The sequence below is a fragment of the Corynebacterium riegelii genome (assembly GCF_016728505.1).
Lineage (GTDB): Bacteria > Actinomycetota > Actinomycetes > Mycobacteriales > Mycobacteriaceae > Corynebacterium > Corynebacterium riegelii.
The window spans coordinates 2280631-2305552 of record NZ_CP068159.1; the positions used below are offsets into that span (position 1 = coordinate 2280631).

Below are 24922 nucleotides of genomic sequence, written 5' to 3' on the forward strand. Positions count from 1 at the left end.
GACACACTACTTAGAGTGCGCCAACCTCCTCGAAGTAACGGCGCGCACCCGGGTGCAGCTCAGTTGCCAGACCATCCTCGACAGAGTCAAGGGTGATCTTCTTGGCAGCGTTGTGCGCACCCTGAATCTCATCGAGATTCTCAAACAGTGCCTTGGTGATCGCGTACACCTCATCATCGGACAGGTGCGGGGACACCAGCAGCTGGTTGGTAATGGCCGCGGTCATGACATCCTCTTCTTGGTCGTAGGTGCCACCAGGAATCGGCGCATTGTCAAAGAACGGATACTTTGCCTGCAGCGCCTCAAAGCCCGCGCCCTCGATCGGGATAACAACCACGTCAGCGGTGGTTGCCAAGTCCATCACGGAGGAGTTCGGCAAACCGGAGGTAACAAACGCCGCGTCAATCTGGCCGTTCTTCATCTGGTCGATGGAGTCTGCGTAGGACAGGAAGTCCTCGCTGATGTCCTCGTAGCTCATGCCATAGGCCTCAAGGATCATCTGGGCGTTGAGCTCCACACCGGAGTTCTTGTCGCCCACGCCAACGCGCTTCCCCTTCAGGTCCTCCACCGACTGGATGCCAGAGCCAGCGGTGGTCACAATCTGCACGTAGTTCGGGTACAGGGCGGTAATGGCCTTCAGGTCAGATGCGCCGCCCTTGCCCTCGAACGGGCCCGTGCCCTCGATAGCCTGACGGGTTGCGTCGCCCATGGCGAAGGCAACCTCAGCGTTGCCGTCCAACAGCAGCTGCACATTCTCTACCGACGCGCCGGTGGCCTGAACGGAAGAGTCAGCGCCCAGCTCGCGGTTCAGAATCTGCGACATGGTCGCGCCGATCTGGTAGTACGGGCCGGAGGTGCCGCCGGTTGCGATGGTTACGAAGTCAACGTTGGCTTCGCCCGCTGCGGTCGAGTCTGCGGAACCGCCAGTGCTGCTGCCGGTGTCAGAGCAGCCAGTCAGAATGAGGGAAGCGGCCAGGAAGGTCGCGGCGAGAGTGCGAGTACGCATTCGAAGTTCCTTTGGTTGATGGGACAATAACAACTCGCACCGTACAGTGAGCTACGCAACATTTCACGTATTTCGCAGAATTTTTTACGCAACTACCCCATGCGCTGCGCAAGCACCCGCCCCGTCGCGGTGTCGCATAACGCAAGCTCAGCCGGCGTGCCGTCCGCAATCACTCGACCGCCTTCGGCACCCGCACCTGGGCCCATCTCAATGACGCGGTCTGCCTGCGCGATTACCGAAAGATCATGTTCAACCACGATCACGGTCTGCCCGGCATCAACAAGGCTGTTGAGCTCTGCCACCAGCAGTGCAACGTCGGCCGGGTGCAGGCCAGTTGTCGGCTCATCCAGCAGGTACACGGTGTGGCCGCGCCGCGAGTTTCGCGCGCGCTGCAGCTCGGTTGCCAGCTTGATGCGTTGCGCCTCGCCGCCGGAAAGCTCCGGCGCACCCTGACCCAAGCGGAGATATCCCAAGCCCACTGCCTGCAGCGTTTCTACTGCACGCAGGATCTTCGGCTCGTCTGCAAATACCTCGGCCGCCTCATCAACGGTCAGGTCCAGCACCTGGGCGATGGTCATCCCCTGCCAGGTCACTTCGAGGGTCTCGTCGTTGTAGCGAGCGCCGCCGCAGTCCGGGCACGTGGTGTAGGAACCCGGTAGGAACACCAACTCCACCTCGATCTTGCCCGCACCCCCGCAGGTTGGGCATTGGCCTTGCTTGACGTTGTAGGAAAATCGTGACACGCTCCATCCGCGTCGCTTGGCTTCGTCGGTGTCGGCGAAGAGTTTGCGTACTGCGTCGAAAAGACTGGTGTACGTGGCCAGCGTTGAGCGCGGCGTGCGCCCAATCGGCTTTTGGGTGATCTGCACGATTCGGTTGACAGCGTCGGTGCCTTCTTGCTTATCGACGCCCCACGTACCCTCATCCACCCCTTCCCCATCTTCATCCGTGGCCGAGTTTGCTGTGTTGGTCGCTGCGCGAAGCACACCTGCGAGCACGGTGGAGACCAGCGTGGACTTACCAGAGCCAGACACACCAGCTACCGCGGTGAATTGGCCCAAGCCGAATTCCACATCCAGGCCGTCAATGGAGCGTGCGCGGATCCCTTCCAGGGAGAGGGTGCCTTGCGGGTTACGTGGGGCGTCGTTAAGCAAAAGGCTCCTGTTAGCAAGAGCACGGGCGGTGGGGGCATCGCCGCTGTAGTCGCTGGTGGGACCGGAGTAGACCACCTCCCCGCCACGTTCACCGGCGAGCGGGCCGACATCGACCAACCAGTCGGTTTGGGCCACGAGGTTCATGTCGTGCTCTACAAGCAGCACCGAATTGCCAGCGTCAATGAAGCGGCGGCAAATGTTGAGCACCGCATCGCGCTCTGCAGGGTGTAGTCCCGCGGACGGCTCGTCCAATACATACGCCACACCGAACAGGCCGCTGCGCAGCTGCGCTGACAAACGAATGCGCTGTAGCTCGCCAGCAGACAACGTGCGTGCAGGCCGGTCCAGACTCAAGTGCGCAAGCCCCAAATCCAGCGCGGACTGCAACGCCGGCAGAATCTGCTTCAGCAGCAAATCCTCCGCCGAGCCTGCCTTCGGCGTTTGCGCATCCAACACCTCATAGACGCGGTCAAGCGGCAACGCGCCAAGCTGATCAATAGGCATGCCCGCGTAAGTAACCTTGAGCGCCTCAGGGTTTAGGCGCCGCCCACCGCAAGTCTCACACACGCGCGACTCCATGTAGGACAGCACGCGTTTGCGCAGCGTATCCGACTGCGTCTCCGCCAACGTGGTAGTCAGATAGGAGGCCACGGAACGCCACGTCCCCTTGTAATTTCGCTGAATCTGATCCGCGCCGCGAACCGGCTTCACGGTTACCACAGGGCGCTCATCAGTAAACAGGATCCAGTCCCTGTCCTTCTTCGACAGGTCCTGCCACGGGCTATCAAGGTCATAGCCTAGGGTTTGCAAAATGTCGTGAAAGTTCTTACCCGCCCAGGCACCGGGCCAGGCTTGAATTGCGCCATCCTCAATCGACAGCGTCGGATCCGGCACCATCGACGCCTCAGTCGGCTCATGCACCACACCTGTACCTTGACACGTCGGACACATGCCCTCAGGTGTGTTGGGTGAGAAAGAATCCGAATAAAGACCCTTCGGGTTATCCCCGGCGCGCGAATACAGCAAACGGATGCTGTTGGACAACGCGGAAACCGTCCCCACCGTCGAGCGCGCCCCACCGCCGGAGGTGGACTGCTCCAGCGCCACAGTTGGCGGAAGGCCCTCCACTGAACCCACCTGCGGGTCAACGGCAGAACCGATCAGACGACGCGCAAACGGCGCCACCGACTCCAGGTAACGCCGTTGCCCCTCCCCGTGGATAGTGCCAAAGGCCAGCGATGACTTCCCAGAGCCCGAGACCCCCGTTACCGCCACCAGCGTCCCGCGCGGGATATCCACATCCACGTTGCGCAGATTGTGCAGGTGAGCGTCACGTACCTGGATGCCATCAGAAACAGTCATGGCATCCAGGGTAACTACTTAGGGGTTACGGGTGTCCTCGCCCAGCTGGTGCACGTGAATCGTGTTCGTGGTGCCAGCAACCCCCGGTGGGATACCGGCCACAACCACCATGGTCTCGCCCTTCTTGTAGTCATCCAGCGCAAGCAAGATGTCATCTACCGTGCGGATCATGTCATCCGTGGAGTATACGTCCGGGCACAGGAAGGTCTCCACACCCCACGTGACCGCCAGTTGGGAACGAACCTGCTGCACAGGGGTGAACACCAAAAGCGGCAGCTCCGGGTGCAGGCGTGCCACGCGGCGAGCCGTGTCACCAGAGGTAGTAAACGTGACAATCGCGCGCGCGTTCAGGCGGCTAGCAATGTCATTTGCGGAATACGACACCACGCCACGCTTGGTGCGCGGAATGTGATTGAGCGGCGGCACCGTGCCCATGGTCTCAGCAGAACGCACGATCCTGCTCATGGTGCGCACCACATTGTGCGGGTCAACACCCACCGACGTCTCGCCGGAAAGCATCACCGCATCCGCACCATCTAGCACCGCGTTAGCCACATCGGAGGCCTCAGCACGCGTTGGGCGCGAGTTATCAATCATGGAATCCAGCATCTGCGTTGCCACGATCACCGGCTTGGCGTTCTCACGCGCAATCTGGATCACGCGCTTTTGCACCAACGGCACCTGCTCGAGCGGGATCTCCACACCAAGATCACCACGAGCCACCATCACGGCATCAAACGCCAAAATGATGGACTCCAACGCGTCAACCGCCTCTGGCTTCTCCAGCTTCGCAATCACCGGGACGCGGCGGCCAACCTCATCCATGATCTCGTGCACCAAGTCCACATCAGACGGCGAACGAACGAAGGAAAGCGCGATCATGTCCACGCCCATACGCAGCGCAAAACGCAGGTCTTCCTTGTCCTTCTCGCTCAACGCCGGCACGGAGATAGCCATGCCAGGAAGAGACACACCCTTGTTGTTGGACACGGGGCCACCCTCGGTGACCTTGCACACCACATCGTTGCCATCAACTTCGAGGCAGACGAGGCCGACCTTGCCATCGTCTACAAGCAACCTGTCCCCCGGTTTCGCATCCAGCGCCAACTGCTTGTAGGTGGTGGAAACCCTATCGTGCGTGCCCACAACATCATCAACGGTGATGCGGACAATCTCACCGGTCTCCCAGTAGGTTTTGCCATCCCCCTCAAAGCGGCCCAGGCGAATCTTCGGGCCCTGCAAGTCAGCCAGGATGCCCACGGCGTGGCCAGTCTCATCCGTAGCCTCACGGACCCAGCGGTAATTCTGCTCATGGTCCGGGTAGTCGCCGTGGGAGAAGTTCAGGCGAGCGACATCCATGCCCTCTTTAACAAGGCCCACGATGGCATCTTTGCTTGCCACCGCGGGACCAAGAGTACAAACAATCTTCGTTCTTCTATCCACGCGCCTAACTCTACTCAGTTTTCACGCTCATGCGCGTTCGCGGGATCCACCTCCTGTGGAGTTTCACGTCCACGCTGCGCACGCAGGAACAACACCAGCGCCACAATGAACAAGATCCCAGACACCCACGTGTTCACACGCTGGCCCAAGATCATCGTCGCCGCATCAGTACGCATCAGCTCAATGAAGAACCTGCCGAAGGTGTAGCCGGCAACGTAGAGCCACAGCACACGCCCGTGGCCAAGCTTGAACCTGCGATCCGCCCAGATCAACAGAGCGAAAATGAGCACGTTCCAGATCAGCTCGTACAAAAAAGTCGGGTGCACGCTTGCAATGACCTCACCCGTGGAGTGGCCATTGAGCGGCGAGTAGTTGCCCGCTTCATCTACGCGGTAGTAAATATCCAGCGCCCAGGGCACGTCTGTTTCCGCGCCGTAGAGCTCTTGGTTAAACCAATTACCCAAACGCCCAATGCCCTGGGCCAAGATCACGCCCGGGGCAAGCGCATCCGCGAGCGGCAAAAACGGCAGCTTTTTCACCCGCATCATCACCATCAGCGCCACAGCGCCCAGTGCCACCGCACCCCAAATGCCAAGGCCGCCGGCGGTGATATTGAATGCCTGCCAGGGATCCTTGCCGGGTCCGAAGTACTTATCGTAATCCGTAATCACGTGGTAGAGACGCCCGCCGATAATGCCGGCCGGGATGACAACAATCAGCGCGTCCCACACCGTGTCCGCGCTGCCTCCACGCGCCTGGTAGCGGCGGATGCCAATAAACGTAGCCACGATGATGCCGGTCATAATGCACAGCGCATACGCACGGATAGGCACCGGGCCAAGGTGCCACACGCCCTGTGGCGGCGAAGGGATGTTAGCCAAGATCATGGTTTGCACCCCCAGCACACTACCGTCTCGGGCAGGAGGGGTGTTGGCCAGCTGCGGCGAGCTTGCGCGTAGCGGCAAAAATATCGTCGCCGCTCATGATCGCCTCAGCCGCCAATACGGCATCCGCACCACTTGCAGCCGCATCCAACAGGTCACGCACAGACGTCACGCCACCCAGCGAAATCTTGATCACCTCACTGGGCAGGCCCGGCACGATCTCGGCGAACACGCCATGGCGCAGATCATTGGTATCAAAGGTCCAGGAGTTCACCGCAATCACGCTCGCCCCCACCCGCAGCGCCAGATCCGCCTCCTGCGGGGTGCGCACCTCCGCCATCACCACCATGCCGAGTGACTCCGCGCGGTCTAGCAGCGCCGCCAGCCTGGCCTCCTCCAAAATCCCCACCTGCAGCGGCAGCACATCCGCACCGTAGCAGCGTGCTTCATGGATCTGATACGGATCCACAATCACGTCACGACACACCATTGGCAGACTCACCGCTGCCCGGGCGGCGGCCATGTCGTGCAAGGAACCATCAAAGCGCAGGCGCTCCGTCTGGCATGCGATCAGGTGCGCCCCACCGTCTTCAATAGCCTTCGACACATCAGCAATCGCCCGTCGATCAACCCTGGTCGGGCCGAAGACGGGCGAATTCAGCTTGATTTCTGCAATCACACTGCAGCCGGGCCGCAGAAGCGCGGCACGGGCATCACGCGTGGGTTCCATGTCGCGGGAGCGCGCCTTGATCTCCTTGAAGGGCACTTGGGCTTCCCGCTTTTCGACGTCACGCAGCACCCCATCCACCACCGGATTGACCACGCTCGACGCCAGCATGTGCATAAGGGTAGTGGCTCTAGCGTCCTGTGGAGAAATCGGTGGGATCAATATCCGCGTCCAGCGCGTCCCACATAACGCGGCCCGAATCGGGGCGCGCCTCCATGTCTTCTTCCAAATGTTTGCGCCGCACCGCTTCTTTTTCGTACTTGCTCAGCTTCGGCGCGTCCTGGCCTGGGCGCAACGCAACAACAACCGCACCTACCACGGCAAGCGCCGCACCAAGCAAAGTCAGCAGCGGAAACGCAGTGGAGATGTCCGTGGCGGTGATCTCCGCCCACTCCGAGATCAGCTCCGTCTTCGACGCCGTGGTCTGCGCCGCATCCGCACCTGTGGTCAACAGTGCGTGCACACGTTCCGCGTCTGCCCCTCGCGCAAGCAGCATCACAGGTGACACCGCCGCACCGACGGCGGCGATAGCGGAGATGATCGCTGTGGTGCGTCTGCCTAAGCGTCGTAAAGCAAAAGCCCCCAAAGCGCCGACAAACAGCAACAGCGCAACGGCAGTAGTCTCCGTAGACCAATCCGCGCCGCGGATCTGCGCAACACCACCGCCAGAGAGGGAATCCTCATAGGTGGCGGTAATCCATGGCACGCGCGAGAACACGGCCAACAACGTGGCACCGAGCGCGATCAGGATCGCTCCAACTTTGTGCGGGGCCATCACAGCAACACATCCGCATCAAAACACGTGCGATCACCCGTATGGCACGCACCACCCGTTTGCTGCACGGTCACCAAAACCGTATCGCCATCACAATCCAGCGCCACCGACTCCACCGCCTGCACGTTGCCGGAAGTCAAGCCCTTAATCCAGTACTCCTTGCGCGAACGCGAGTAGTACGTACCGCGGCGCGTAGCCAACGTGTGGGCCAAAGCGTGGTCATCCATCCACGCCATCATCAACACCTCGCGCGTGTCAGCCGCCTGCACAATCGCAGGCACCAAGCCATCCGCGTTGCGCTTCAGCCGCGCAGCAATGTCCGGGTCCAGCGCAAAATCTGCCGGATCGGTCAGCTCCTGAGACATCTCTTCAGACATCTAGCGCACCTCATAACCCGCATCAGCCAACGCCTTTTTCACCTCAGCGATAGACACCTCGCCGAAGTGGAAGATCGACGCTGCGAGCACCGCATCCGCACCCGCCTCCACCGCCGGCGGGAAATGCGCAGCGCTACCCGCGCCACCAGAGGCAATCACCGGAATGCTCACCGCCGCGCGAACCTGGCGCAAAAGCTCAAGATCGAAGCCTTCCTTCGTGCCGTCACCATCCATGGAGTTCAGCAGGATTTCACCAACACCCAGCTTTTCGCCGGTGCGCGCCCACTCAATGGCGTCCAGCCCAGCGGAGCGAGTGCCGCCGTGCGTGGTCACCTCAAAACCGGAAGGCGTGGGCTCTTCGCCGGAATTGGCAGGGCAACGTCGCGCATCAACGGAAAGCACAATGCACTGGGAGCCAAACTCCTGCGCCAGCTCACGCAGTAGCTCCGGGCGCGCAATCGCCGCAGTGTTCACGCTGACCTTATCCGCGCCAGCGCGCAGAAGCTCGCGCACATCATCGGCACTGCGCACACCGCCACCCACGGTCAGTGGGATAAAGACCTGGTCCGCGGTCCGGCGCACAACCTCAAGCATCGTGCCGCGGCCCTCTTTAGACGCAGTGACGTCCAAAAACGTCAACTCATCTGCGCCCTCTTCGCCGTAGCGCTTGGCCAACTCCACCGGGTCACCTGCGTCTTTAAGGTTTTCAAAATTCACACCCTTGACCACGCGGCCGTTATCCACGTCCAGGCAGGGAATCACTCGCACAGCTACGGTCATGGCTGCTCCTTATGTATGTGCTTAGTTATGTGTTTGCGGATATGTGCAACATGCTACTGAGCACCGTCTCATGTGCTGACGGCGCACCAACGATCGCCCCTACGCTCTCCGGCGTCCACGGCCCACCGTCCACGTCCGTAACTATCGCTCCTGCGCACCGCGCAAGCAGGACACCTGCGGCGTTGTCCCACACGTACGGGGAAAAACTCACTGCCGCCCGGTAAATACCAAGCGCCACAAACGCCAGGTCCACGCCAACGGATCCGGAAATGCGTGGGCGCAACGGGCCATCTGCAAGCAAGCCAATCAAGGCGAGGCGAAGCGGCGCCGGGAAGCGTACCCGGTCATCCGAGCCAACCGAGCCCACGCCTACCTGTGCGGCACGCCCCTGCCCACCGGTGTCCTCCAGCGGCGGCAGTACTTCACCGTTACACACCACCGGGCCACCGGCGCAGGCAGAAACGTGCAAGCCTAAAAGCGGCATGTCCACCACTGCCACAACCGGCTGGCCTTCCAACACGAGAGAGACCAAAATAGCGCAGTTCGGGTTGCCGGCGGAGTAATTCGACGTGCCGTCTATAGGATCGAGCACCCAGCAGGCCTCCGGGGTGAACTCGCCGCCGTTTTCCTCCCCAAAGACGTTGATACCGGTTTCCCTGCGCAGGTGTTCACGCAGCAGCGCCTCAATTGCCAAATCAGCCTCGGTAGCAAAATCGCCCTTGCCCTTGATCAGGGCAGGCGCCGCACCTCGGTGAGCCAACATCACCTCACGCGCCTTGGCCACTGCCTCAAGCGCAACGTCCAAATAGTGCTGAATATCCGCCGACACGGCTAGCAGGCACCTACTGCAGCAAGCGCCTCACGCAGAGTAAAGCGCTTCTCATACAGCGCCTTGCCAATGATGACAGAGTCAATACCTTCATCCGCGTAGGAGGCAATCTGCGTGACGTCTTCAATCGTTGCAATACCGCCGGAAGCCGTAACAAACGCGTCCGTCGCGGCAGAGACCTCACGCAACAGCTCCACGTTCGGGCCAGCTAGCGTGCCGTCCTTGCTCACGTCAGTGACCACAAACCGGGTGCAGCCCGCAGCATCAAAACGCTCGAGCACCTCCCACAGGTCCCCACCGTCAGAGGTCCAACCATTGCCCTTGGTCTGCCACTGCCCGTTTTCTTCACGCACCGCAAGATCAATAGCCACCTTGTCGCCGTAGCGCGCAATAACAGACTCCATCCACTCCGGATTCTGCAGCGCGGCGGTACCAATGTTTACACGCTTTGCTCCGGTAGCCAGGGCGCGCTCCAGACTTGCATCGTCCCGAATGCCGCCGGTCAGCTCCACATTGATGTCCAACTGGCGGGTGATGTCTGCCATCAGCTCATGGTTGGATCCGCGCCCAAAGGCCGCATCCAAATCCACAAAGTGCAACCAGGTCGCACCCTCGTCCTGCCACTGCTTCGCAGCAGAAAGGGGGTCCCCGTAGACTTTTTCAGTTCCGGCTTCCCCCTGGTCCAGGCGAACAGCCTGGCCATTAACCACATCAACAGCTGGCAGCAGAGTAAATGTCATAGCGGCTAGTCTAACTCAGCTGTTTCACCCAGTTGCGCAGTAGCGCAAGGCCCGCATCCCCAGACTTTTCCGGGTGGAACTGGGTTGCCCACAACGGGCCGTTTTCCACAGCTGCCACAAACCGGGACTGGGCGTGCTGCGCCCACGCCACCTTGGGGTATGCAATGAAGTCATCTTCTTGTAGTGGGAATTCCTGCGCGGCATACGAGTGCACGAAGTAGAAGCGCGCATCTGGGTCAATGCCAGCAAACATGGCGGTGTCCTCGGGCTGCTCCACAGTGTTCCACCCCATGTGGGGCAGCACTGGGGCTTCAAGCTTATCCACGCTGCCAGGCCACTCCCCCAGGCCTTTCGCCTCAACCCCGTGTTCCACACCTGTTTCAAACATGACCTGCATGCCAACGCAGATACCCAACACTGGGCGCGAACCTGCCAGGCGCTGGCCAACAATGCGCGGCCCACCTACCGCGTTCAGTCCCTGCATACAGGCCGCGAACGCACCAACGCCTGGTACGACAAGGCCCGTGGCCTCGACTGCCTCTTTGGGGTCGCGGGTGACGTTAACGCGTGCGCCGACGTGTTCAAGGGCACGCTGGGCGGAACGCAGGTTTCCGGCGCCATAATCTAAAAGCGCCACGGTGGGTTGGTGTGCAGACATGGGCGTTGATTTTAGCGCGTCGGCCCAACACAGCCTTAACGCTTCGGCCTTCTGCGCCTCGGTACCTGTACGGATTTGAGGCGAACCGCAAGGTTGTTCACTTCCACCACACGGTAGCGGCCCAGCTGCCTATCCAGCAGGGTCACAGCGAGGCCCACCAGGATCACCCCTGCAGCGATGCCAAACATCGGTGCAAAGCTCATGCCCACCAGCATCATGCCGTAGACGGTGGAGCCAATGCCTGTACCGCTGTCAAAGGAAATATTCCAGATGGCAGACGCTTGGGATGCCTTGGAGCGCGGCAGACGGTAGAACATCATGGTCAATGCCTCATTCTGGGCGGCACCGAAGCCAAGGCCGTAGAAGATCACCGCGAACGCCACCGTCCACACTGGCAGACCCATGACCAAGATCACCGCGGTCATAAACACGCCAAGTGCGGCACAAACCTGGAACGGGATGAGCACACTGCCGGGTTGGCCGGTACGGTCCGTGACTCGTCCGGCGTAGTAGCGGGAGCCCATCGCCGCCAGATTGAGCAGACCCAGCATTACTCCGCCAAGAGCTGCGCCGCGGGCGGCGTCCAGATCACGCATTGCAGCTGGCAGGAAGTTTGTAATCGCGCCGTAGGCGGTGGTGATAAACATCAGCGCCAGGGCAGGCACCAGCACGAGGTGCCAGGTTGGCACGCGGATCACGTTGGGGGTGATGTGTTCTTCCACACTCGGCGGAATGGTTGGGATCAGTACTGCAGACAACAGTGCAACCAAACCAACGGAGGCCCCGATTGCAAACACACCGTTGTAGCCAACCACGTCCACCAGCCCCAGGCCCAGCGGCAGAGCTACCATTTGCGACGCCCCGACGAACAGCCCCAACGTTCCCGTCGCACGCCCAAGCAAGCGCAGTGGCACAAGCTCTGCAATAATCGCAGCCTCTGCCACAGACAGTGCGCCGAAGCCTACACCACGGATTGCACTGACTGTCAGCAACACGCCGGGCTCCATGCCCAGCATGTAGCCAAACGCTGGGCCGCCAAGCAGGAAGGCGGAAACCACCATGACCACGCGGAACCCAAACTTCCGCAACAGCCATGGTGTGAAGATCTGCGTGATCACGGTAAAGAGCATGAACACGCCGGTACTCAACCCCGCCAGCGATTCCGCCCCACCAGCATCAAGTACTGCCGTGGGAACGACGGGCAGCAGCAGCGACCACGCGCCAAAGGCAGCGGCGACGGCAACTAGGACGGCTAGCATGCCTCGGGCTCGCCACACCGATGTCACACCACTTACTTCCTCTGGTGTTAACGGCCTGCGCGCCCTTGCGAAAGCGCCCATCAACGCCACTACCCCGCTCCCTTCTGGTTGCCCTTCTTGTTGTTCGCTTTTCAGTTACCTTTTTCGATCTTAGAGGTGGACTCTAAAGGGCACCCTTTGTGGAAGGGATACCGCTAATCTTCGGGTCCGCTTCGGCTGCTTGGCGGATTGCGCGGGCCACCGCCTTGTACTCGGCTTCCGTGATGTGGTGAGGGTCTCGCCCGTAGCGCACGTTTACATGCAGGGTGACGGCGGAGTTCAACGCCAGCGTTTCAAAAAAGTGGCGGTTGATCACGGTGGCGTAGTGGCCGCCGATGACCTGCCAGTCCATGTTTTCCGGCTCGCCGTTCATGACAAAGTAGGGCCTGCCGGAGAAATCCACAACCGCCTCGACCAGCGTCTCATCCATAGGAAGCAGCATCGAGCCGAAACGGCGAATGCCTGCCTTGTTCCCAATCGCCTCTGCAAGCGCGCGGCCCAGCACAATGGCGGTGTCTTCCACTGTGTGGTGCGCGTCAATGTGGGTGTCACCCTTCGCAGTCACGGTCAGATCAAACGCGCCGTGGGTGCCAAAGGCATTCAACATGTGGTCAAAAAACGGCAGACCAGTATCTACGTTGCACGTGCCCGTGCCGTCCAGGTTGATCTCTACCGTGATGTCCGACTCACTTGTCGTACGCGTTGCGCACCCGATACGCGGCGCGTTCACTCCCCCATCAGCCATTGATAATCTCCTTCGCTGCCTGCAAAAATGCGTCATTTTCCGTGTCCAGACCAATGGTGACACGCAGCCGGTGCGGCACACCAACGTCTCGAATCAGCACCCCGCGGTCCAAGAACTGCTGCCACGCAGAAGCAGCGTTTTCAAAGTGGCCGAAGAAAACGAAGTTCGACTCGCTCGGCACCACGTCATAGCCCATAGCAAGAAGCTCCGCCTGCACTCGCTCGCGCTCACGAGCAAGCTTCTCCACTGTTGCCAACGTGTCGTCGGCATGCTTCAGCGCCACCGTCGCCGCAGCCTGGGACAGCACCGAGAGGTGGTAGGGCAAACGCACCAGCATCACGGCCTCCACAAATGCGGGGTCCGCCACGAAGTAGCCCAGACGGCCACCAGCAAAGTCGAACGCCTTGCTCATCGTGCGGCTAACCACAAGCTTCTCCGGGTATGCAGCCAGCAGCGTGCACGCAGATGGGGAAGGCGAAAACTCCGCATACGCTTCGTCCACAATCACAATCCCCGGCGCGGCCTGGATGATGCGCTCGATGTCTGCGATGTCCGTGACGTCACCGGTCGGGTTGTTTGGGGTTGTGACAAAGACAACGTCCGGCTGGTGTTCAGCGATTGCGGCAAGCGCCACATCCATGTCAATGCGGAAATCTTCACCACGAGGCACGCCGATAAATTCCGTCTGGGTGCCAGCGCACAGGATTGGGTGCATGGAGTAGCTGGGAACAAAGCCCATGGCGCTGCGGCCCGGTCCGCCGAAGGCTTGCAGAAGTTGCTGGAGCACCTCGTTGGAGCCGTTTGCTACCCAAACGTGCTCGCGGGTAACTGCTACCCCGGTCTGCGTGGTCACGTATGCCGCTAGTGCGTCGCGCAGCACGACCGCGTCGCGCTCCGGGTAGCGGTTGAGCCCACGTGCCACCTTTTGTACCTCTGCAACCAGGTCTGCAATCAGCGCATCTGATGGCGGGTAGGGATTCTCGTTGGTGTTGAGGGCTACCGCAACATCCAGTTGCGGTGCGCCGTAGGCATGTTTGCCACGCAGCTCCTCGCGCAGCGGGAGCTTGTCTAGAGACGCCATGTGTTTTAGTCCTCCATCCTTGCGGCGATTGCTTCGCCGTGTGCGGGCAGCTGCTCGTCTTTGGCCAGCGCAATGATGTGGTGGCCAATGTCCTGCATGGCTGCCTTGTCATACTCAATCAGGTTGACTGGGCGCAAGAAGGTGTGCGTGCTCAACCCAGCGTTGAAGCGTGCAGTACCAGAGGTTGGCAGGACGTGGTTGGAGCCTGCAGCATAGTCGCCCAGCGGTACTGGCGAGTAGGGGCCGATGAAGATTGCGCCTGCGTTGGTAATGCGCTGCGCCACCTCACGTGCGTTTGCGGTGTGGATCTCCAGGTGCTCAGCGGCGTACGCGTTGGCTACGGCAATGCCCTGCTCCATGTCACGCACCAGCACCACACCAGACTGATTGCCCCCAAGTGCGGAGGCCGCGCGATCCGCGTTGAGGGTCTGTGCGCTGAAGCGTTCCACCTTGTCCACGACATCTTGCGCAAAGGTTTCGGAATCCGTGATCAGCACACTCGCGGCGTTCTCGTCGTGCTCAGCCTGCGAGATCAGGTCTAAGGCGACGTAGGTGGAGTTCGCACCAGCGTCTGCAAGCACCGCGATCTCACTCGGGCCAGCCTCGGCATCGATACCAACAACGCCGTTGACTAGACGCTTGGCCGCCGCAACAAAGATGTTGCCCGGGCCGGTAATCATGTCTACCGGCTCAAGCTCATATGCGTCATCGCCATAGGCCATCAGGGCCACCGCCTGCGCGCCGCCGACTGCCCAGACCTCGTCTACGCCCAGCAGCTTGCAGGCAGCCAGGATCGTCGGATGCGGCCAACCACCAAAGTCTGCCTGCGGCGGGGTGCACACCACCATGGACTCCGCGCCGGCTTCCTGGGCAGGGATCACGTTCATCAACACGCTGGATGGGTAGACCGCCTTGCCACCCGGCACGTACAGGCCCACACGTGCCACCGGCAGGAACGTCTCCGTCACCGTCGCACCATCTGCAAGCGTGGTGGTGTGCGCGGCAGGCTTTTGCTCCGCGTGTACCTTGCGAATGCGCGCGATCGCTTCCTTCAAGGCGGCGCGCAGCTCAGGCGTCAGACCAGCCTCGGCCGCGTCGATGACCTCGGCCGGCACCCGCACGGATGTTGGGCGCACATGGTCAAACTGCTCGCCGTAGGCAAGCGCGCGCTCAGCGCCTTCTTCACGCACAGCCTCAACAATCGGCGCCACCGTTGGCAGCACAGAGGCAACATCAACGCCACCGCGCGGCATGAGGCGGCGCAGCTGAGAAGTAGTTGGAGTTTGGTCCCGGAGATCGGTCACATGCAGCATTTGTCTAAGTCTATCCCTGTCAGCAGCGCCGCGGGCCTAAACTCACCCACATGGGTAGGCATAGGCGAGCGCGAGGGCGATTAGAGGACGGCCGAATTGATGAGCCGCTGGCAGAAGTCACCCTCGAACGCGTCGCCGAAGCGTTTTCCAGTCTGGGGTTGGAAGCGCTGTCTCGCCCCGATCGGGCGGTGGTCGGTCTACCCGCAGCAACAATAACGGTGTGGATCTCCTATCAGCGGCCGCAGACGCTGGTGGTTGATGCGGTAGATCGCATTCCTACAGCTTTTGAGGCTGCACCTGCCCTTTCCCGGTGGTGTAACCAGTGGAACCGCGATCAGTTGGGGCCCGTTGCGTCGTGCCGGCTCACAGATGCTGGTGATTTCCGGGTCCGTCTACGCGGCGCAATCCCCACCCGTTACGGACTGAGTGATTCGCAGTTACTGACCTTTCTCGCCCATTTTTACGGCCGGCTGCAGTCGTTCTCCACGCAACTGCGTGCGCAGACCTTGCCCATCGGTTTTGATACCCCCTTGCCGCCGGCACTGATGCGTGCGCAGGATCACCAGGCGTTGGTCAAGGAGCCTTTGCTTATCGACGCCCCATTGCACGCCCCCGACATCTACACCGCCACCCCCACACCCGTGTTTGCCCAGCCTGTGGACTTGGTGGCGCTCAAAGAATCGCTGGAGGCGCTTGATTTTTCTTATGCGGTGACCGACGGAGTGATCGCAACCGGGGTGAACGGGGTGACATTTGCGCTGATGGTGGACGCGGGCACACACATCCGCGTGGCGTCCATGTGGGATACCGGGCTGAGTGAGGATTCTGACTTCTTCAGCACGTGGCTTGCCTGCAACGATGTCGCCGAGCGAGCATTGGGCATCAGCGTGTACCTGCACGAAGATTTAGACACGCTCCACGTGCAAGCTGAGGCATCGTTGCTTATAGAGGATGGCTTAAGTGATCAGCAGCGCGACAACTTTGTCATCACCGCAATCCTGTCCTGCCTGGGCGCAATCGATCGTGCGAGCGTGATTATTTCTGGGGCTACGCATGTTCAGTGGCCGCCAAGTACGCAATAACGTTGCGCAGCCAGTAGATGATTGCCGCAACAGTCGGCGCGACAACCCACACCGCAGGCGTAGTCAGCGGCGGCGCAATACGGGTGGCATCACTGCGATGCTGCATCATGGACATCACGTCACCCACCGCGATCACCGCAAACGTCGCCGCCACGGCAACTACGATCAGCCACACCAGGTAGCCGACGCGTTTGTGCTGGTGCCACGCAAGCGTAGACAGCAATACGCCAATGACGGCGGTGATGACGCTGAGCCAGCCAACCGTGCCAAAGAAAGCGTTCGGATCACTGGCAACCTGATCAACCACCCCCGAAGCGTCAATCACCAAGGCGGGGCGCAGCAGCCCCCACGCCACCCCACCGACAATGCCAAACCCCAGCCCGGCAAGCAACAGCCCGGCGGCACTACCAATGGCTGGGGAAATACGCGGCATACTGCTGCTACTGCGGCGCTGCGGCTTGCTTAGTTCTTGCACACCTTCCACTTGCCGTCTTCCTTAGCAAAGAGCTGCACGCTCTCATTCTCACCGGCGTTGGACTTGCTGTGCACGGTGGCGGAAGCGCGGTCACCATCGACGCGGACGTCAGAGACGGTGATTTCAGAGCGCGGAATATCAAAGGCGCCGCCCTGGGCTTCCTGCTGCTCCATGATCTGCTCAACCATCTCCAGCGTCAGACCCTGGCTTTCAAACTGCTCCATCGCAGGCTCACGAACGTCAGCGCAAGAGTTGTCCAAGATCACGCGAGTCCACTTGGCAAAGGACTCAGGGTTGCTGATCTTGGTCACAACCTCTTCCATTTCCTTGCGCTCCGCCTCGGTGCCCTCACGGCCACCTGCCAGCGGTTCAAATTCTGGTGACTCCAGCCCGTCCTCAAGCGGGTTGATCAGGGTTGGAATCGCCTGATCTTCCTGCCTGCCTTCGTCCTTCTTCTCTCCCCCGTTGTTCTTCTTCTCCGCGCTGGTGGTCGGCTTCGACTCAGACGCCTTCGACTCTCCGCCTTCGGCGGAAGGTTCTTCAGCGACAGTGTTCTCCCCCGCCTCATTGGCAGCGCCCTGCGCAGTCGCCGCAGTGGAAAGACCGCCACCAGCGGTGGTTTCAGAATCAGAGCCGCACGCGGTGAGCGTGCAGGACATTACGACTGCTGCGGCGGCCACTGCGACAGACTTCTTCGAAGCAAAGGGAAGCGTCACGGAACTAATCTCTCCTCAAATTTGGACTACATCCAGTTGAAAATACTTCGGACTATTCTAACAGCGTCAAGCTGGGCTTATTGTCCAACAGCCTTGTAAGCCCTCTGAATCCTTTCTGTGAGTACAGTGGACAACTATGCAACTCACCGGCGCATCAATCACCGAGGCGGCGCTTGACATTCTGCGCCAATACGGGCTGGCGGATGTCACCATGCGCCGCGTTGCCACCTCTCTCGGCGTCGCCCCTGGCGCGTTGTACTGGCACATTGCCAACAAACAGGCGCTCATCGCATCCTTGGCAGAAGCGATTGTTGCCCCAGTTTTGGCCCCCGGAACGGACGATCCTGAAGCATTGTGCGCCCTACTTTATTCATGCGCGCTGGATATTCGGGACGGTGCTGAGGTTGTTGTCACTGCCCTCGGTTACCCGGATGCTTCCCTTGGCACAGCACTGACACAGCGCTTTGAAGAGGTGGTTGAGGCGAGGGTGGGCAACGTGGCGTCGATAAGCAACAAGCGCGCTGCAGCGAGCGGACTGCTGCACATGACTCTGGGGGCAGCCGCCGTGGAACAGGCAGGGGCCCAGCTTGCACAGCTAACGGGTGAGTCAGCCACACGCAGCGAGCACGATCATGCAACGGCTGTTCGACTGCTGCTCAACGGCTTGTGTACGCCGCGCGTATGATCGGGCTTGTGTACGCCGCGCGTATGATCGACCGACATGACTGAAACCATCAACCAGCCCTCCGGCACCCCCGAGACACCGGAGACCTGGCCAGGGTCCGCTTACCCGCTGGGCTCGACGTATGACGGGGCGGGCACCAACTTTGCACTTTTCTCCAGTGTTGCCACCAAGGTTGAGCTTTGTCTGATTGACCAGGACATGCAGGAAACCCGGGTCCCGCTGGAAGAGGTAGATAACCACGTCTGGCACGCCTATCTCCCCGGCGTTTCCCCGGGCCAGCGCTACGGCTACCGCGTCCACGGCCCATGGGACCCGGAAAACGGCAAACGCTGCGACCCGAACAAGCTGTTGGTCGACCCGTATGCGCGCGCGTTTGACGGGGAGTTTGACCAGCACTCCGCCCTGTTTTCCTACGACGTACACGCAGACAACCCGGGCACTGGCCGCAACGAGGAAGACTCGCTCGGCCACACCATGCTTTCTGTGGTGATCAACCCATTTTTTGATTGGGGCGATGACCGCTCCCCCAACATCCCGGATGAGGAAAGCGTGATTTATGAGTGCCATGTCAAGGGCATGACACAGCTGCACCCGGAGATTCCGGAAAACCTGCGCGGCACCTATGCCGGCATGGCACACCCGGCGATGGTGGAATACCTCACGGACCTTGGCGTAACCGCCATCGAGTTGCTGCCAGTGCACCAGTTTCTTCAGGACGATCGCTTGCGCGACCTGGGACTGCGCAACTACTGGGGCTACAACACGTTTGGCTTCTTCGCGCCTGAAAACCATTACGCCTCCTCCGACAAGCCGGGCGATGCGGTAGCTGAGTTCAAGCAGATGGTGCGTGCCTACCACGAGGCGGGCATTGAGGTGATCCTGGATGTGGTGTACAACCACACCGCTGAGGGCAACCACATGGGCCCGACCATCGCGTTTCGCGGCATTGATAATGAGGCCTACTACCGCCTGGTGGACGGGGATCGCTTCCACTACATGGACTACACCGGCACCGGTAACTCGCTGAATGTGCGCGACCCGCACTCGCTGCAGCTGATCATGGATTCGCTGCGCTACTGGGTCACTGAGATGCACGTGGACGGGTTCCGCTTTGACCTGGCTTCCACCCTGGCGCGTGAGTTTTCTGACGTGGACCGCCTAGCCACGTTTTTTGACCTTGTGCAGCAGGATCCGATTGTCAGCCAGGTCAAGCTGATCGCAGAACCCTGGGATGTGGGTGAAAACGGCTACCAGGTTGGCAACTTCCCCGCGTTGTGGAGCGAGTGGAACGGCAAATACCGCGACACTATGCGTGACTTCTGGCGCGGTGAGGCATCCACGTTGGGCGAGTTCGCTTCCCGCCTGACTGGTTCGTCTGACCTGTACCAGCACAACGGGCGCCGCCCAACGCACTCCATTAACTTCATCACCGCACACGACGGCTTCACGCTCAATGACTTGGTCAGCTACAACGAGAAGCACAACGCGGCCAACGGTGAGGACAACCGTGATGGTGAAAGCCACAACCGCTCCTGGAACTGTGGTGTTGAGGGCCCCACGGATGACCCGGAGGTGCTGCAGCTGCGTGCACAGCAGCGCCGTAATTTCCTAACCACGCTGCTGTTATCCCAAGGCACACCGATGATTGCGCACGGCGATGAGTTCGCGCGCACTCAGAACGGCAACAACAACGTCTACTGCCAGGACAATGAGATTGCGTGGATGAACTGGGAGCTGCTGGAGGAATCCAAGGAGCTGCACGATTTCACCAAACGCCTCATTGCCATCCGTAAGGCCCACCCGGTGTTTCGCCGTCGCCGCTTCCTCAGCGGTGGCGCCTTGGGCGAGGACGTGCCGGATCGTGAGATTGCCTGGCTGACCCCGGATGGTCAGCTGATGGAGCAAAGCGACTGGGACTTCGCATTTGGCAAGGCGCTGATGGTCTACCTCAACGGTGATGCCATTACTGAGGCGGATCGTCGCGGCCGCAAGGTCAACGATGATTCGTTTGCCCTGCTGTTTAATGCCCACTTTGAGGACATTGAGTTCACGGTGCCGCCGCAGCAGTTCGGCGCCAAGTGGGAGATGTTGATTGATACCACTGAGCCGCTTGGGTATCCCGAGGAGAAAACGGTGGTTGCGGCAGGCGATACGGTAGTGGTTCCGGCGCGTGCCACGCTGGTGCTTAAACAGGTCGAATCCCCGGTGAGGTAGATACAACATGTTTGCAGTCCACGGTGCTCGGGTGACGGTAACTAACCGTGAGGTGGTGATTTCGCCGACGGTGCTTGAGGCGTCCCTGCGCGGTAACTCCGCGGATCGTGTGATCCCGCTTGCAGAGATCACTGGCATGACCGCGTTTGAAGGCGATGCGTGGTCGCCTAGCTCTTTGGAGCTTTTGCTTGGTAGCGGCGCGCTGACCCTTCACTTCTACCCCACCGAGCCTGACGGCCCGAAGGCTTTGGTTGCGCTGATTGAGGCCGCTCGTCGCGGCGAGGCGCCAGAGGCTGCGGCAGTTGATGGCGCAGCTGGCATCCCGGGCCTAAGTTTTGTGGCCCTGGATGTGGAAACCGCGAACCAGCAATGGGGTTCCATCTGCCAGATCGGCATGGTGAAGGTCATTGACGGTGAGGAAGTTGACCGCGTGTCGTGGAAGTGCTGCCCGCCCAAAGGCCTTGACACGTTTGACCCGTTCAACGTGTCCATCCACGGCATTACGGCTGAAGATGTCGCTGACTGCCCGGCTGTTGGGGACATGATGGAAGATGTCGCCGCGTTTATTGGGGAGCTTCCCATGGTGGCGCACAACGCCCAGTTTGACGCCTCGGCGCTGCGCTACGCCTGCTTGGCCTCGGATGTGCCGGTGCCGCGGGTGATGTTTGCCTGCACGCTGGCGCTTGCGCGCGCCACCAAGCTTGATGTGCAAAACCACCGCCTGCCAACCCTGGCAGAGCATTTCAACGTTGCGCTGGATAATCACCACGACGCGGCAGCTGACGCCGCCGCCTGCGCGGGCATTCTGAACGGGCTTGCCCGGGGTGCTGGATACGAGGGCAGTCTCATGGGCTTTGTCCACGGCGCTGGGTTTGCGTTGGGTTCGATTGATCAGGACCGGGTGACCCCGGTGCTCAGGGACCGCTCTGGGGCAACGAGGGCGCTTCAGGCTAAGGCTGCCGAGGAAGGTTCGATGGCCGCGGTTGTGGATGCTGTGGTTGAGCCTGAGGGCAACAACCAGAATGTGGATGATGCCCCGAAGCGTAAGCGCCGGCCTGCTCCGTGGGATGCGGTGGCTACCCCGGATACGATCCCGGAGCCGGATGCGAAGGCGGACCCGAACTCCCCGCTCTATGGGGAGAACGTCACCCTGACGGGCGACTTTGAGCCCTTTGACAAGGGTGAGTTGTGGGCCGGCATCGCCGCGCACGGCGGCCAGGTGGGCAAGAACGTGACCAAGAAAACCACGATCTTGGTTGCTGGCGAGTGGGCGACGATGACGTCGAAGGAAAAGCGTGCCCGTGAGCTGCAGGAAAAGGGCCAGGAGATCCAGATCTGGACGGCAGCTCAGCTGTTGGAAGCGCTTGGCTACGACGAGTAGCAAAAGTTTTTCTCGGCGTAAGGGAACCGGGGCGGGTGATTCGCGGTCTAATACATATGCAGACAACACTTCTAGGCCACCGCTCCGTATCCCCTATCAACCACCAACTCTTTCCCCGGCTTGCCCGGCGCGACCCGCATGAGACAAGTAGCGCCAAGGCGTGGATGACGCCCGGCTTTGGCGCGTCGACCGCGTTTGTGAGCCTGTCGCCTGGCCTGGTGTGCGCCTTCGAGGGGCCCAATGGTGATGTACTCACCCACCAGGAGGTCGGTGAGCTGGGTTTCAGCCCGCACCAGGCGTGGAATGCTGCGGCCCAGTCGTTGCGGGCAACGGCGATTACGGCTTCCGGTGTGCAGTTTTTCTCCCGCCCTGCGTCCGTCACGCTTGGTGCGCATGCCCCGCGCGGCGTGGAGGTCCGCGGTGATCTGCACACCGCGGCTGCCTGGTGTGCGCACCCGTTGACGTTTGGCATGTTGCACGCGCACTTTTCTTCGGTATTGAGCCCAACGCGGGATCTGGTGTTCTTCTCACGAGATCAGCGTGAGCTGTTTGTCTTTGATGCGGATCAGTTTGATGTCGCTCGCGCCTTGGGGCACGAGGGTGTGCTGTTATTCTCGCTCGGGTTTCCGCTGCTTGCCCGCACTCGCGTTTCGTTGGCGTAGCCGATGGGCTGTGCGGCGCTAGGGTTGTCTGCATGCACCGGCCTATTACTTCTACGTACCGTTTGCAGCTTCGTGGTCCCCATGCGGACCCGGATGGCAGGGCGTTTGGTTTTGCCGAAGCCGCCCGTGAGGTGCCATATCTTCGTGACCTTGGAGTGTCGCACCTCTACCTGTCCCCCATTTTCACCGCGGTGCCCGACTCCAATCACAACTATGACGTGGTTGACCCCACCACGATCAACCCGGAGCTCGGTGGCATTGAGGGGTTACGTGAGTTAGCTCGCGTCGCCCACGAGAGCGGCCTTGGCCTGATCCTGGACATCGTGCCGAACCACCTGGGTGTGGAAAACCCGAGGATGAACCGGTGGTTCTGGGATGTGCTGAAGCACGGCCGGGATTCTGAGTTTGAGTGCTACTTCGACATTGATTGGCATGAGGACAACGGCGCCGGCGGCAAGATGGGCATGCCGGTTCTGGCCAAGGAGGGCGATGAGGACAAGCTTGAGCTGGTCCACCTGTCCGCCGAGGCGTTTCCCGAAGGTGCCGCGCCCGATGGCGAGGTGGTGCTGAAGTACTTCGACTCCTACTTCCCCGTTATGCCAGGGAGCTTTGCTTCGCTTGACGACGATGTGTTGGACGTCTACCAGCGCCAACCCTACAAACTCATGTACTGGCGCGACGGCGTGATCTCGTACCGCCGCTTCTTTTCCGTCAACGGCCTGGCGGGTGTGCGCCAGGAGGACCCGCTGGTCTTTGAGCGAACGCACCGTTTACTTCGCCAGCTGATCGCGGAAGACCTCATCGACGGCGTGCGCGTGGACCACCCGGATGGTCTTGCAGATCCCTTTGATTACCTCACCCGCCTGCGTGATTTGATCGGCCCGGACCGCTGGCTGGTGGTGGAGAAAATCCTGGAGGTCACCGAACCGCTAGATCCCCGTCTGCAGGTGGACGGCACCACGGGTTATGACGCCATGCGTGAGCTCGACGGCGTGTTTGTGAACCAGTCCGCCGAGGACGCACTTTCCGTCTTGGCCATGCAGCACACCGGCTCTACCTGGGACGAGGCAGCCCTGCACGCCGCGGAGCCACAGCTCAAGCGCCGCGTGGCAACCTACGAGCTGGCCGCAGAGGTGCGCAGGCTGGCGCGCGCGATCCGCCGCGACAACTTCTCCACCGCCGGCAATGACGTCAGCGACGAGGACCTCATAGACACCGTGGTGGAACTGATGTCCGCCATTCCGGTCTACCGCGCGGACTACCGCTCCTTGTCGCGCATCCTGTCCACCGTGATCGCAGAGATGGCTGTAGCCCAGCCTGACCGCGTGGACGCACTGAACTTGATCTCTGCCGCCATGCTGGCCAGAGGTGAGGCAGAAACCCGCTTCGCCCAAGTCAGCGGCGCCGTGATGGCCAAGGGCGTGGAAGACACCTTGTACTACCGCGCAAGCCGCCTTGTAGCCCTCCAAGAGGTCGGCGGCGCGCCAGGCCGCTTCGGGGTGAGCGCGGCGGAGTTTCACCTGCTGCAGCAGGAGCGCGCCCACTTGTGGCCGAAGGCGATGACCTCGCTGACCACGCACGACACCAAACGCAGCGAGGACACCCGCGCCCGCATGCTGGAGATTTCCGAGGTTGACGCAGCCTTTGGCGAGCTCACCCGAAGCGTGTTTGCGCTGGTGCCCCCGCCGGATACGTTCACCGGTCATTTCCTGCTGCAGAACGTGTTGGGCCTGTGGCCGGCAGACGGCAACTTCTCCGACGCGTTGCGTTTGCGCCTGCACGAGTACGCGCTGAAGGCGGTACGTGAAGCCGGGGTCAACACCACCTGGCTGGATCGTGAGGATGATTATGAGAGCGCCATCGTCGCCTGGATCGATGCGCTGATTGATGGTCCTGCGACTGCAGACATCGCACGCGTTGCTCGCGATCTCCACCGCGGTGGTGTGGTGGTCTCGCTTGGACGCAAGGCGCTGCAGTTGGCTGGCGCCGGCGTTGCCGATACGTACCAGGGCCAGGAGCTCTTCGACTACTCCCTGGTTGATCCGGATAACAGGCGGTTTGTGGATTACAGCGAACGGGCGCACATACTGGCTAGCTACCGCGAAGCCCGCGCAGACGATGACTTTGATGCAGCAGCGTTTATCGGTGATGTGACCAGCCCCGAAGGTGCCGACCGCGCGAAATTGCTCACCACCACCGAAGGCCTGCACCTGCGACTGGAGTACCCGGCGCTGTTTACGGCAGGTGACCACCAGGCAGTTTTTGCAGTCGGTGAGGCCCACGATTGCCTGATCGGCCTTGCGCGTGGGGACGCCGCTGGCCCAAGTGTCATCGCCCTTGCCACCCGCACCCCACTTGGCCTTGAGGCTCGCGGCGGCTGGGGTAATACCACGGTTCGACTGCCCGAAGGCGAGTGGACGGATCGTTTCACCGGCAAGGTCTATACGGGCTGCACGGACGTTGCAGACCTGTTTGAAGTCTTGCCTACTGCCCTGCTGGTCTCTTCCCAGCTCACCCAGACGGGACGTGTATAGC

Annotated in this window: 23 protein-coding genes; 6 read left to right on the forward strand and 17 right to left on the reverse strand. The window is 61.0% G+C overall.

Features of this window, described 5'->3' with window-relative positions; translation table 11 throughout:
* Positions 1–10: 10 nt before the first annotated feature.
* The 15 genes from I6I71_RS10870 to hisD form a co-directional block, all read right to left on the reverse strand.
* Complete coding sequence (locus tag I6I71_RS10870; RefSeq protein ID WP_201821001.1) at positions 11–1006, reverse strand: TAXI family TRAP transporter solute-binding subunit; 996 nt, start codon at positions 1004–1006, stop codon at positions 11–13.
* Positions 1007–1098: 92 nt separating this feature from the next.
* Entirely contained in the window at positions 1099–3522 is a 2424-nt protein-coding gene (locus I6I71_RS10875) for an excinuclease ABC subunit UvrA (RefSeq protein WP_201821003.1), read from the reverse strand.
* An 18-nt stretch (positions 3523–3540) separates the two neighbouring features.
* Complete coding sequence (gene pyk / locus I6I71_RS10880) at positions 3541–4965, reverse strand: pyruvate kinase (RefSeq protein ID WP_070495770.1); 1425 nt, start codon at positions 4963–4965, stop codon at positions 3541–3543.
* Positions 4966–4979: 14 nt separating this feature from the next.
* Positions 4980–5861: a prolipoprotein diacylglyceryl transferase gene (gene lgt, locus I6I71_RS10885; RefSeq protein ID WP_070496034.1), complete on the reverse strand. Its 882-nt coding sequence runs from the start codon at positions 5859–5861 to the stop codon at positions 4980–4982.
* Between the two features lie 10 nt (positions 5862–5871).
* Positions 5872–6687, reverse strand: coding sequence for an indole-3-glycerol phosphate synthase TrpC (locus I6I71_RS10890; RefSeq protein WP_052206324.1), 816 nt, complete (start codon positions 6685–6687; stop codon positions 5872–5874).
* A gap of 19 nt (positions 6688–6706) precedes the next feature.
* Positions 6707–7351 carry a TIGR02234 family membrane protein gene (locus I6I71_RS10895; protein WP_201821005.1) on the reverse strand — a complete coding sequence of 215 codons (645 nt, stop codon included), beginning with the start codon at positions 7349–7351 and terminating at the stop codon, positions 6707–6709.
* Entirely contained in the window at positions 7351–7728 is a 378-nt protein-coding gene (gene hisI / locus I6I71_RS10900) for a phosphoribosyl-AMP cyclohydrolase (protein WP_201821007.1), read from the reverse strand. The genes I6I71_RS10895 and hisI overlap by 1 nt, the downstream gene beginning before the upstream one ends.
* Complete coding sequence (gene hisF / locus I6I71_RS10905; protein WP_201821009.1) at positions 7729–8508, reverse strand: imidazole glycerol phosphate synthase subunit HisF; 780 nt, start codon at positions 8506–8508, stop codon at positions 7729–7731.
* Between the two features lie 25 nt (positions 8509–8533).
* On the reverse strand, positions 8534–9337 hold the full coding sequence (locus I6I71_RS10910) for an inositol monophosphatase family protein (RefSeq protein ID WP_201821011.1): 804 nt from the start codon (positions 9335–9337) through the stop codon (positions 8534–8536).
* 2 nt (positions 9338–9339) lie between these two features.
* Positions 9340–10077 (reverse strand): bifunctional 1-(5-phosphoribosyl)-5-((5-phosphoribosylamino)methylideneamino)imidazole-4-carboxamide isomerase/phosphoribosylanthranilate isomerase PriA, encoded by a 738-nt coding sequence (priA, locus tag I6I71_RS10915; RefSeq protein ID WP_201821012.1) that lies wholly within the window; start codon positions 10075–10077, stop codon positions 9340–9342.
* A gap of 10 nt (positions 10078–10087) precedes the next feature.
* Positions 10088–10735: an imidazole glycerol phosphate synthase subunit HisH gene (gene hisH, locus I6I71_RS10920; protein ID WP_052203728.1), complete on the reverse strand. Its 648-nt coding sequence runs from the start codon at positions 10733–10735 to the stop codon at positions 10088–10090.
* A 35-nt stretch (positions 10736–10770) separates the two neighbouring features.
* The gene (locus I6I71_RS10925; RefSeq protein ID WP_236587316.1) at positions 10771–11994 is read right to left on the reverse strand and encodes an MFS transporter; all 1224 of its coding nucleotides are present in this window, start codon (positions 11992–11994) and stop codon (positions 10771–10773) included.
* Between the two features lie 163 nt (positions 11995–12157).
* Positions 12158–12778: an imidazoleglycerol-phosphate dehydratase HisB gene (gene hisB, locus I6I71_RS10930; RefSeq protein ID WP_201821013.1), complete on the reverse strand. Its 621-nt coding sequence runs from the start codon at positions 12776–12778 to the stop codon at positions 12158–12160.
* The gene (locus tag I6I71_RS10935; RefSeq protein ID WP_201821014.1) at positions 12771–13859 is read right to left on the reverse strand and encodes a histidinol-phosphate transaminase; all 1089 of its coding nucleotides are present in this window, start codon (positions 13857–13859) and stop codon (positions 12771–12773) included. The genes hisB and I6I71_RS10935 overlap by 8 nt, the downstream gene beginning before the upstream one ends.
* Before the next feature lie 5 nt (positions 13860–13864).
* Positions 13865–15172 (reverse strand): histidinol dehydrogenase, encoded by a 1308-nt coding sequence (hisD, locus tag I6I71_RS10940; protein ID WP_201821015.1) that lies wholly within the window; start codon positions 15170–15172, stop codon positions 13865–13867.
* 50 nt (positions 15173–15222) lie between these two features.
* Here hisD and I6I71_RS10945 point away from each other — a divergent pair, with 50 nt between their 5' ends.
* On the forward strand, positions 15223–16254 hold the full coding sequence (locus tag I6I71_RS10945) for a YbjN domain-containing protein (RefSeq protein WP_201821016.1): 1032 nt from the start codon (positions 15223–15225) through the stop codon (positions 16252–16254).
* On the opposite strand, the gene I6I71_RS10950 is transcribed toward I6I71_RS10945, so the two are convergent.
* The gene (locus I6I71_RS10950; RefSeq protein WP_201821017.1) at positions 16220–16738 is read right to left on the reverse strand and encodes a hypothetical protein; all 519 of its coding nucleotides are present in this window, start codon (positions 16736–16738) and stop codon (positions 16220–16222) included. The two genes, I6I71_RS10945 and I6I71_RS10950, sit on opposite strands and share 35 nt — an antisense overlap.
* Positions 16717–17445, reverse strand: coding sequence for a hypothetical protein (locus I6I71_RS10955; RefSeq protein ID WP_157045273.1), 729 nt, complete (start codon positions 17443–17445; stop codon positions 16717–16719). The genes I6I71_RS10950 and I6I71_RS10955 overlap by 22 nt, the downstream gene beginning before the upstream one ends.
* 136 nt (positions 17446–17581) lie before the next feature.
* Here I6I71_RS10955 and I6I71_RS10960 point away from each other — a divergent pair, with 136 nt between their 5' ends.
* From I6I71_RS10960 to treY, 5 genes are read left to right on the forward strand one after another with little or no spacing between them, the layout of a single operon-like run.
* Positions 17582–18130 (forward strand): TetR family transcriptional regulator, encoded by a 549-nt coding sequence (locus tag I6I71_RS10960; RefSeq protein WP_070495752.1) that lies wholly within the window; start codon positions 17582–17584, stop codon positions 18128–18130.
* Positions 18131–18166: 36 nt separating this feature from the next.
* A complete protein-coding gene (gene glgX / locus I6I71_RS10965) occupies positions 18167–20344 on the forward strand; it encodes a glycogen debranching protein GlgX (RefSeq protein ID WP_052203712.1) in 2178 nt (725 codons plus the stop codon).
* Positions 20345–20351: 7 nt separating this feature from the next.
* Positions 20352–21725: a 3'-5' exonuclease gene (locus I6I71_RS10970; protein WP_052203710.1), complete on the forward strand. Its 1374-nt coding sequence runs from the start codon at positions 20352–20354 to the stop codon at positions 21723–21725.
* A 56-nt stretch (positions 21726–21781) separates the two neighbouring features.
* Entirely contained in the window at positions 21782–22387 is a 606-nt protein-coding gene (locus tag I6I71_RS10975) for a hypothetical protein (RefSeq protein WP_141738227.1), read from the forward strand.
* A gap of 32 nt (positions 22388–22419) precedes the next feature.
* Complete coding sequence (gene treY, locus I6I71_RS10980; protein WP_201821018.1) at positions 22420–24921, forward strand: malto-oligosyltrehalose synthase; 2502 nt, start codon at positions 22420–22422, stop codon at positions 24919–24921.
* Position 24922: the final 1 nt, after the last annotated feature.